General features: G+C 57.8%; 9 protein-coding genes and 1 tRNA gene. 8 read left to right on the forward strand and 2 right to left on the reverse strand.

What is annotated here, in order from left to right; genetic code table 11:
- The 8 genes from Q0G18_RS08155 to map form a co-directional block, all read left to right on the forward strand.
- A partial coding sequence (locus tag Q0G18_RS08155) for an elongation factor Tu (protein WP_297151848.1) occupies positions 1–843 on the forward strand: 843 nt, incomplete at its 5' end.
- A 111-nt stretch (positions 844–954) separates the two neighbouring features.
- Positions 955–1,104 (forward strand): 50S ribosomal protein L33, encoded by a 150-nt coding sequence (gene rpmG / locus Q0G18_RS08160; protein WP_158049739.1) that lies wholly within the window; start codon positions 955–957, stop codon positions 1,102–1,104.
- A gap of 23 nt (positions 1,105–1,127) precedes the next feature.
- Positions 1,128–1,204: transfer RNA gene (locus Q0G18_RS08165), tRNA-Trp, on the forward strand.
- A gap of 81 nt (positions 1,205–1,285) precedes the next feature.
- On the forward strand, positions 1,286–1,708 hold the full coding sequence (gene secE, locus Q0G18_RS08170; protein ID WP_297151850.1) for a preprotein translocase subunit SecE: 423 nt from the start codon (positions 1,286–1,288) through the stop codon (positions 1,706–1,708).
- A gap of 3 nt (positions 1,709–1,711) precedes the next feature.
- Positions 1,712–2,242, forward strand: coding sequence for a transcription termination/antitermination protein NusG (nusG, locus tag Q0G18_RS08175; RefSeq protein WP_158049737.1), 531 nt, complete (start codon positions 1,712–1,714; stop codon positions 2,240–2,242).
- A 112-nt stretch (positions 2,243–2,354) separates the two neighbouring features.
- Positions 2,355–2,846: a 50S ribosomal protein L11 gene (gene rplK / locus Q0G18_RS08180; protein ID WP_158049736.1), complete on the forward strand. Its 492-nt coding sequence runs from the start codon at positions 2,355–2,357 to the stop codon at positions 2,844–2,846.
- A 67-nt stretch (positions 2,847–2,913) separates the two neighbouring features.
- Positions 2,914–3,624 carry a 50S ribosomal protein L1 gene (rplA, locus tag Q0G18_RS08185; protein WP_296061506.1) on the forward strand — a complete coding sequence of 237 codons (711 nt, stop codon included), beginning with the start codon at positions 2,914–2,916 and terminating at the stop codon, positions 3,622–3,624.
- A gap of 107 nt (positions 3,625–3,731) precedes the next feature.
- Positions 3,732–4,529, forward strand: a complete 798-nt coding sequence (map, locus tag Q0G18_RS08190; protein WP_297151852.1) for a type I methionyl aminopeptidase — start codon at positions 3,732–3,734, stop codon at positions 4,527–4,529.
- Here the strand turns inward: map and Q0G18_RS08195 are convergent, their stop codons facing one another.
- On the reverse strand, positions 4,530–5,825 hold the full coding sequence (locus tag Q0G18_RS08195; RefSeq protein WP_297151854.1) for a carboxylate--amine ligase: 1,296 nt from the start codon (positions 5,823–5,825) through the stop codon (positions 4,530–4,532).
- A 27-nt stretch (positions 5,826–5,852) separates the two neighbouring features.
- Positions 5,853–7,856: a murein biosynthesis integral membrane protein MurJ gene (gene murJ, locus Q0G18_RS08200; RefSeq protein WP_297151857.1), complete on the reverse strand. Its 2,004-nt coding sequence runs from the start codon at positions 7,854–7,856 to the stop codon at positions 5,853–5,855.
- Positions 7,857–7,913 lie beyond the last annotated feature (57 nt).

Here is a 7,913-nt window from a genome sequence, read left to right on the forward strand (position 1 = left end):
CAGACCCGCGAGCACATCCTGCTCGCCCGTCAGGTCGGCGTTCCCTACATCGTCGTGTTCCTGAACAAGTGCGATATGGTCGACGACGAAGAGCTCATCGAGCTCGTCGAAATGGAAACCCGTGAGCTCCTCAACGAGTACGAGTTCCCCGGAGACGACCTGCCGATCATCAAGGGTTCTGCACTCAAGGCTCTCGAGGGCGACCCCGAGTGGCAGCAGAAGATCTGGGACCTCATGGACGCTGTCGATGAGTACATCCCGACTCCGGAGCGCGACGTCGACAAGCCGTTCCTGATGGCTGTCGAGGACACCATGACCATCACCGGTCGTGGCACCGTTGCTACCGGTCGTGTTGAGCGCGGCGTTCTGCATGTCAACGATCCGCTGGAGATCATCGGCATCAAGGAAACCCAGAACACGGTCTGCACCGGCATCGAAATGTTCCGCAAGCTGCTCGACGAGGCTCAGGCTGGCGACAACATCGGCTGTCTGCTCCGCGGCATCAAGCGCGAGGACATCGAGCGTGGCCAGGTTCTCTGCAAGCCGGGTTCGGTTACCCCGCACCAGGAGTTCGAGGGTCAGGTCTACATCCTTACCAAGGAAGAAGGCGGCCGTCACACCCCGTTCTTCGATGGCTATCGTCCGCAGTTCTACTTCCGCACCACCGACATCACTGGTGTTGCACACCTGCCCGAGGGCACCGAGATGGTCATGCCTGGCGATAATGTCACCATTACCGCTGAGCTCATCCACCCGGTCGCCATGGAGGAAGGCCTCCGCTTCGCTATCCGCGAGGGTGGCCGCACCGTTGGTTCCGGTCGCGTGACCAAGATCATCAAGTAACTTAAGTTTGTAGTTGCTTATGGCGAGGGGATGCGATATAGTATCCCCTCGCTGTTCGAATTCATGTGTATGCGACAGCTTGCTAGAAGTGATTGGTAAAAGGAGTTATTAATGCGTACGTTGGTCACCCTGGCCTGCACTGAGTGCAAGCGCCGCAACTACACGACCAAGAAGAACAAGCAGAACAACCCCGACCGCCTCGAGTTTAACAAGTATTGCAAGTGGTGCGGTAAGCACACCGTGCATCGCGAAACTCGTTAGAGGATTGGTCTAGAATCAGGTACAGGCCAGTAGCTCCAATTGGTAGAGCGGCGGTCTCCAAAACCGTTTGTTGGGGGTTCGAGTCCCTCCTGGCCTGCCAGCTTGTCGTATGCGAGCAGCCTTGAAAGGCTGCTTGTTTGGCGTTTAGAAGGAATGATAAATTCCCGAATAAAGGAAGCACATGGCAAAGAAATCTAAGACTCAACGAGCGAAGGCTTCCGCTGCTCGTGCCCAGCGCAAGCAGGCGCGCGAGGAGCTCGAAAACGAATCGCCAGCCTCCGAGAATGTAACTGAGGCCGTCGAGGAGAAGCCGAAGCGTTCTTTGTTTAAAAAGGATACGGATTCGAAGGAAACCGCTGAGAAATCGGCGGCTAAAGCTGTCTCCAAGGACAAAAAGGACGCGAGGCCCAAAAAGAAGCGTTTCCAGTTCTTCCGCGATGTGAAGGCTGAAATGAAGCGCGTTACGTGGCCAACGAAGCAGGATGTCGCACGTTGGAGCGTCGTTGTTGTCTGCGCTTTGGTTTTCTTCGGTGTCTACGTTGCTGTTCTCGACAACTTGATTGCCACGCCGTTGCTCGTCTTTGTCTCGGGGCTGGGAGCTTAAGTCATGTCGAAGAAGTGGTATGTGCTGCACACGTATTCCGGCTATGAAAACAAGGTCAAGACAAATCTTGAGATTCGTGTCGAGACCATGGGGCTTGAGAACAACGTGTTTGCAATTGAAATCCCCACGGAGATGGTGACTGAGATCAAAGAGGGCGGTCGCCGTGTGGAAAGCGAGAAGAAGGTTTTCCCCGGCTATGTTCTCGTCCGTATGGAGCTCGACGACCGTAGCTGGGCTGCGGTTCGCAACACCCCTGGTGTTACGGGTTTTGTCGGTAGTGATGGTAAGCCCGCTCCGCTCACGCGCGATGAGTACAACAAGATCATGAAGCGCACGAGCCATGAGGCTCCGAAGAAGACTTCCACCACGTTGGAAGTGGGTCAGACTATCAAGGTGGTTTCCGGTCCTTTGGCCGAGTTCGATGGCGTTATCTCCGAGGTTGCGCCTGAATCCGGCAAGGTGAAGGTCATGGTATCCATCTTCGGTCGCGAAACGCCGGTCGAACTTTCCTTCGATCAGGTCGCTCGCATTTAAGTTGAGTGCACTAGCGTATGCGTCGGTGCCCGCGTGGACCGGGGCTTCTCACCGTGTATATGCTTTGCGATAGAGAGTAACCAGTAAGCGATTCATCTGAAAGGTAGTACAGATGGCTGAAAAGAAGCAAACCGGCTTCGTCAAGCTGCAAATTCCGGCTGGCGCTGCCAACCCGGCTCCGCCGGTAGGCCCTGCTCTTGGTGCGCAGGGCGTCAACATCATGCAGTTCTGCCAGGCGTTCAACGCTCAGACGCAGGACCAGTCCGGCACCATCATCCCTGTTGAGATTACGGTTTACGAGGACAAGTCCTTCACCTTCGTGTGCAAGACTCCGCCCGCGGCCGTGCTCATCAAGGAGAAGCTCGGCATCAAGAGCGGCTCTGGCATCCCCCAGCTGAAGACCGTCGGTACGCTGACTGACGCTCAGCTCACCGAGATCGCCGAGATCAAGCTCCCCGACCTGAACGCCAACGATATCGATGCCGCGAAAGAAATCATTGCCGGCACCGCTCGTTCCATGGGTGTTCGTATCGAGGGCCGCGAGATGAAGATCAAGTACGTTCCTTCTCGTAAGGTCGCCGCAATGCTCCAGGGCAATGCCTAATCGCACCTACCTGTTTGTTTAAGTGGAAGAGCTAACAACTCGCCAATACCACGAAAGGATTTAAAGAATGGCTAAGAAATCCAAGGCTTATCGCGAGGCAATCGCGAAGGTTCCTTCTGAGGCCGTGGCCCCGCTTGAGGCTATGAAGGTCGTCAAGGAGCTCGCCACCAAGAAGTTCGACGAGACCGTGGAAGTTCACTTCCGTCTCGGCATCGACACCCGCCAGGCTGATCAGCAGCTCCGCGGCACGGTGTCCCTGCCCAACGGCTCTGGCAAGACTGTTCGCGTTGCTGTGTTCGCCGAAGGCGCCATGGCTGAGGCTGCCAAGGAAGCTGGCGCCGACATCGTGGGCACCGAGGAGCTCACCCAGCAGATTCAGGCTGGCGAGTTCAACTTCGACGCAGCTGTGGCTACTCCGGACCAGATGGGCAAGGTTGGCCGCCTCGGTAAAATCCTCGGCCCCCGTGGTCTCATGCCGAACCCCAAGCTCGGCACGGTGACCACCGATGTTGCCAAGGCTATCAAGGAGCTCAAGGGCGGCCGCGTTGAGTATCGCGCCGACCGTTACGGCATTGCTCATGTCGTCCTCGGCAAGGCCAGCTTCACCGCTGAGCAGCTCGCTGAGAACTACGGCACCGTTTACGACGAGGTCCTTCGCATGAAGCCGGCTGCTGCCAAGGGCAAGTATGTGAAGTCCATCTCCGTCTCCTCTACGATGGGCCCGGGCGTTGCAGTCGATTCTTCCGTGACTCGCGCGTACACCGAAGCTGCTGAATAGCTTATTAGGCTACTCACTCTATCGATAAAAGAGCGTGGCATTCGTGCTGCGCTCTTTTTGTATTTGCAGGCTATACTGTTTGTAGCCGAGCGAAAGGGATGGTATCGATGAGAGCTAATGCTGTGATCTTGAAGTCTCCTGACGAAATCGACGCAATGCGCGAGGCGGGGCGCCTTTCTGCGAAGGTGCTTCGAATGCTGGGCGAGCATGCGAAGCCAGGCGTGTCGACGCTTGAGCTTGACGAGATTGCGGAGGAAACCATCCGCTCCGAAGGGGGTATCCCGGCTTTCAAGGGTTACGGCGGATTCCCTGGTTCGATTTGCGCCTCGATCAACGATCAGATTATCCACGGCATTCCTTCCGCGAAAGCGATTCTTCGCGATGGGGATATCCTTTCGATTGACACGGGCGCCACGGTTGACGGATGGGTTGGCGATAATGCGTGGACCTTCCCAATCGGCAAGGTCAGTGAAGAAAAGAAGAAACTGTTGCGCGTGACTGAGAAATGCATGTGGGCTGGTCTCGATGCTGCTCGTGCGGGCAATCATCTAGGTGATATCGGTCATGCCATCCAAAGCATTGCCGAAGGGGCGGGCTTCGGCGTTGTACGCGATTATGGAGGCCATGGCATTGGTCGCGATATGCACGAGAACCCGCATATTCCCAACCATGGGTTTCGCCACTTGGGGCTCACGCTGCGTGTGGGCATGGTTCTTGCTATCGAACCGATGATTAACGCGGGGACGCATAAATTCGTTACCATGCCTGATGGATGGCTTGTCTGTACCAAGGACGGTAAACCATCGGCTCATTTCGAGAAGACCGTGGCGATTACCGAGGACGGCCCCGTCGTTTTGACGACCGAACCCGATTTCAAGCGGCCAGTCTCGAAAGAGAGCGAATAGCTACTTCAGCTGCTTGCCTTTCGTATCCCAATAGAACTTTTTGAACTTGCGTATTTGGTTCATGAACATGATCTTCGCCCAAAGGTTGTGAGAGAAGGTATCGGGCGTATAATGCAGCGGATAGGATTCCTTGTTCGAGCGCAGGCGTCCGAGCGCTTCGGCGAGACGCGACTTGTTCTCCATCGAGCGCTTCAGCACATATGCGGGAACGCAGCAGTATACGAACGGGTCGTAGGCCTCGTGGTAGGGAATGTCCTCGCCGAGAACGAACTGCCGAACCATGAGCTCGACGAAGTTCTGCCCGCCAAGGCTCATGTAATAGGTGTTGCGGCCGCAGCGCGTGTTCACCTCGAAGAAGCGGAATGATCCGTCGCGCTCGTCGAGCTTGATATCGAAGTTGGCCATGCCGCAGTACCCGACGCGCTTCACGAATCGCTTTGCGCACTCAACGATGGCGTCCTCTCTTTCGCCAAGAATGCACAACGGGTTGCCGATAGCCGTGGGGTCGTGGTCCTGCAGGCACACGACGCCGCCCGACACGCAACGAACCTCGCCTTCCGCATTTGAAAAGGTTGTCAGTGTGCGAATCGCATCATCGCCACCGGGGATGAAGTCTTGGAGCACCATGAGGTTGTTGTAGCTCGATTCGCGCAGGGACTTCCAAACCTCGGCCATCTCGGCAGCGTCTTCGATCTCGTAGATTTTCCGCCATCCGCGCACCGTCGGCTCGGCGTCCTGGAACTGCGCCGAGTTCGACGGCTTCGCGATAAGCGGGAACGGGAGCTCGTCAAGCGGAAGCTCGTCGGGGCCGGCATCGCTGCAGTCAAAGTACCAGGTCTTGGGGTGGGGGATGTCAAGCTCCTCGCACAGCTCGTAGAAGCGGCGCTTCTGTGTGATGTCGTCGAGCAAGTTGAAGTCGATGTAGGGGACGACGATGCCCGCCGCCTCGAGACGGGGTTTCGCCTCGGAGAGCATGCGCGCATGACAGTCGTCGCAGCCGAAGACCATGGGGACGAAATCGGGGTTCTCGCGGGCGAACTCGGCGGCGATGCCCTCAAGTGCGGCATAGAGCACTTCCGCATCGTGCACGTCGGGGATGAGGCGGTAATCGGTGAAGCGGCTCGTCGAGAGCATCTTGATGTCTGCGGCGGCAAGCACGATGGTTTGCCCGATGCCAAACGCCCGATTGAGCTCGCGCACGTAGCTGTAAGCGAGGATATCGCCTCCCACGACGATGGGCTTGAGCAGTTTCCCGACTTCTTCTTTGCGTGCGATGCGAGGCTTCAAGTTGGTCATGACGTTCCTTTTCATAGTGAGCATGCGCTAACGGCGGCGCAGTTTGCGGAAAACCTTCCCAGCGATGTTGGTGATAAACGACGCTTCGGGGATATGCAGCTTATGGGCAAGGCCAAAGGTCACGATAAGGCTTACAAGCCCACCTGCGACGATGTAGCCGAATGCTTGGAGAAGGGACCCGGAAAGCGGGCTTACGAAGGTTTCGAGTGCGGTCAAAATTCCAAAGCCGCAGAGCGCTCCGATGCCTCCGAGCAGAAGGCCGGCGAATGAGGCGCTGAAGATTTTCCGAACACCCACATGTCCGAGGTGCGCCCTCAGGTAGATGAACATTGCCACATCTCCCACCACGTAAAACGCAATCGAGGCGAGCGCTATGGACTCGATGGTCGCGGGGTTTGGATCCCCGTTGTAGGTCGTCCATGCCCAAAATGCCGTAAGCGCGACCTGCACGATGCCCGCGAGGAAGTTCAGCGCCGCGTAAACGCCCATTTTGCGCAGGCTCGAGAATACTTTCTGCAGATAGGAGCTGACACCGTAGAACGGCAGCGCAAAGGCGAGCACCGCAAGGTAGCTCGAGATGGACTGAATGTTCTCCATCGTGAAGGCGCCGACGTGGTAGAGCGTGACGAGTGGGACGGAGAACACGGCGAGATAGAGCGCGAAGGGTACGAGCATGAACATAATCTGCGCCGTGCCGTTCGTGATGGCCGATACGACGCCCTTCATGTCGCCTTCCGCCTTCATTTCCGAAAGCTCGGTAAACAGGGCGGTCGTGATGGGAATGGCCAGGAAGGAGTAGGGCAGCGTGTACCACAAACGGGAGTATGCGAGGATCGAGGGGCCGTCAACGGCAAAACAATAGGAGGCCGCGTTCATGACCGACACGGTCGCGAACGAGATGATCATCACGAGAAACGTCGGCCCGCCGATGGCGAGGGTGTCGCGAAGCGCCGGGTCGTGAAGGTCGACGCGGGGGCGCAGGCGGATACCGTTTCGCCTGAGCGCGGGGAGCTGAATCGCCATCTGGACGAAGACGCCGAGCGGGTTGCCGATGGCGATGACGTAGAGCGCGGCGTCGGGGTTTACGGGCGCGATCGCGGCGTACATGAGGAAGGTCGCGATGACGATGACATTGTTCGCCACCGGGGCGATCGAGGACCACAGATAATCGCGGTTCGCGTTCAAAAGACCCGACACGATCGACGAAGCCCCGTAGAACATGAGCTGAATGGCGAAGTACTGGAAGAAAAACGTCGCAAGCGCGCTCGATGATTGGTCGGAGTAGAACGTCTGCGTGTAGATGACCTGGGCAGGGAAGACCATGCAGAGGACAGACAGCACGCCGAGAAAGATGGTCACGAGCGTGAGCAGGTTTGACGCGTAGGCGTTGCCCGCCCTGGTGCCTGATTTCTTCTTGACCGAGATATAGACCGGGAGAAACGCCGTGACGAGCATGCCGCCCATGACGAGTTCGTAGAGCATGTTCGGCAGGTTGTTCGCAACCTGGTAGGAGCTCGAGAGGAACGACGAGCCGAGCGCGAAGGCCATCGCCCACGTTCGCAAAAACCCGGTGATGCGGGAGAAGAGCACGCAGACGCTCATAAGCGCCGCCGACGCGCCGACGGAAGAAGCCTTGCTTTCGGGCTCATCGTCGACGATGGTGGCATCGGGCGCAGGTGCTGGCGCGGGGGTGCGGGGGTCGTTGCCTGCTCGGGCGTGCGTTCGACCAGGCGCGTCCGAGCAGGCGCCCGACGACGCGGCAAGCGTCTTGTCGATGCCTGCATGCTTGCTCACGATGGGGATCGCCGAGGTTTCGCCTGGAGCCGCACTGCGCATGAAGGCCTGTCGCTCGCGACGGGCGTCGAGCTCGGCCGCCTTATCGACGCCGGCGTGCTTGCCGATGACGGGGATGCGGCCTGTTTCGCCTGCTTCCCGGGCTTGGGGCTGTGCGGATAGCGCCTCGTTTGCATGGCGGGCGCCGTTTTGCTCAGGGGCGCGCCTATGTTGAGCTCGTGCGAGCTTGTCTGACATGCAAACGACCAATTCTCTTCGGATATAATCATCTCATCTTAGCAAACACAACGAAAG

It is taken from the genome of uncultured Ellagibacter sp., assembly GCF_934636505.1.
Classification (GTDB): Bacteria; Actinomycetota; Coriobacteriia; order Coriobacteriales; family Eggerthellaceae; genus Ellagibacter.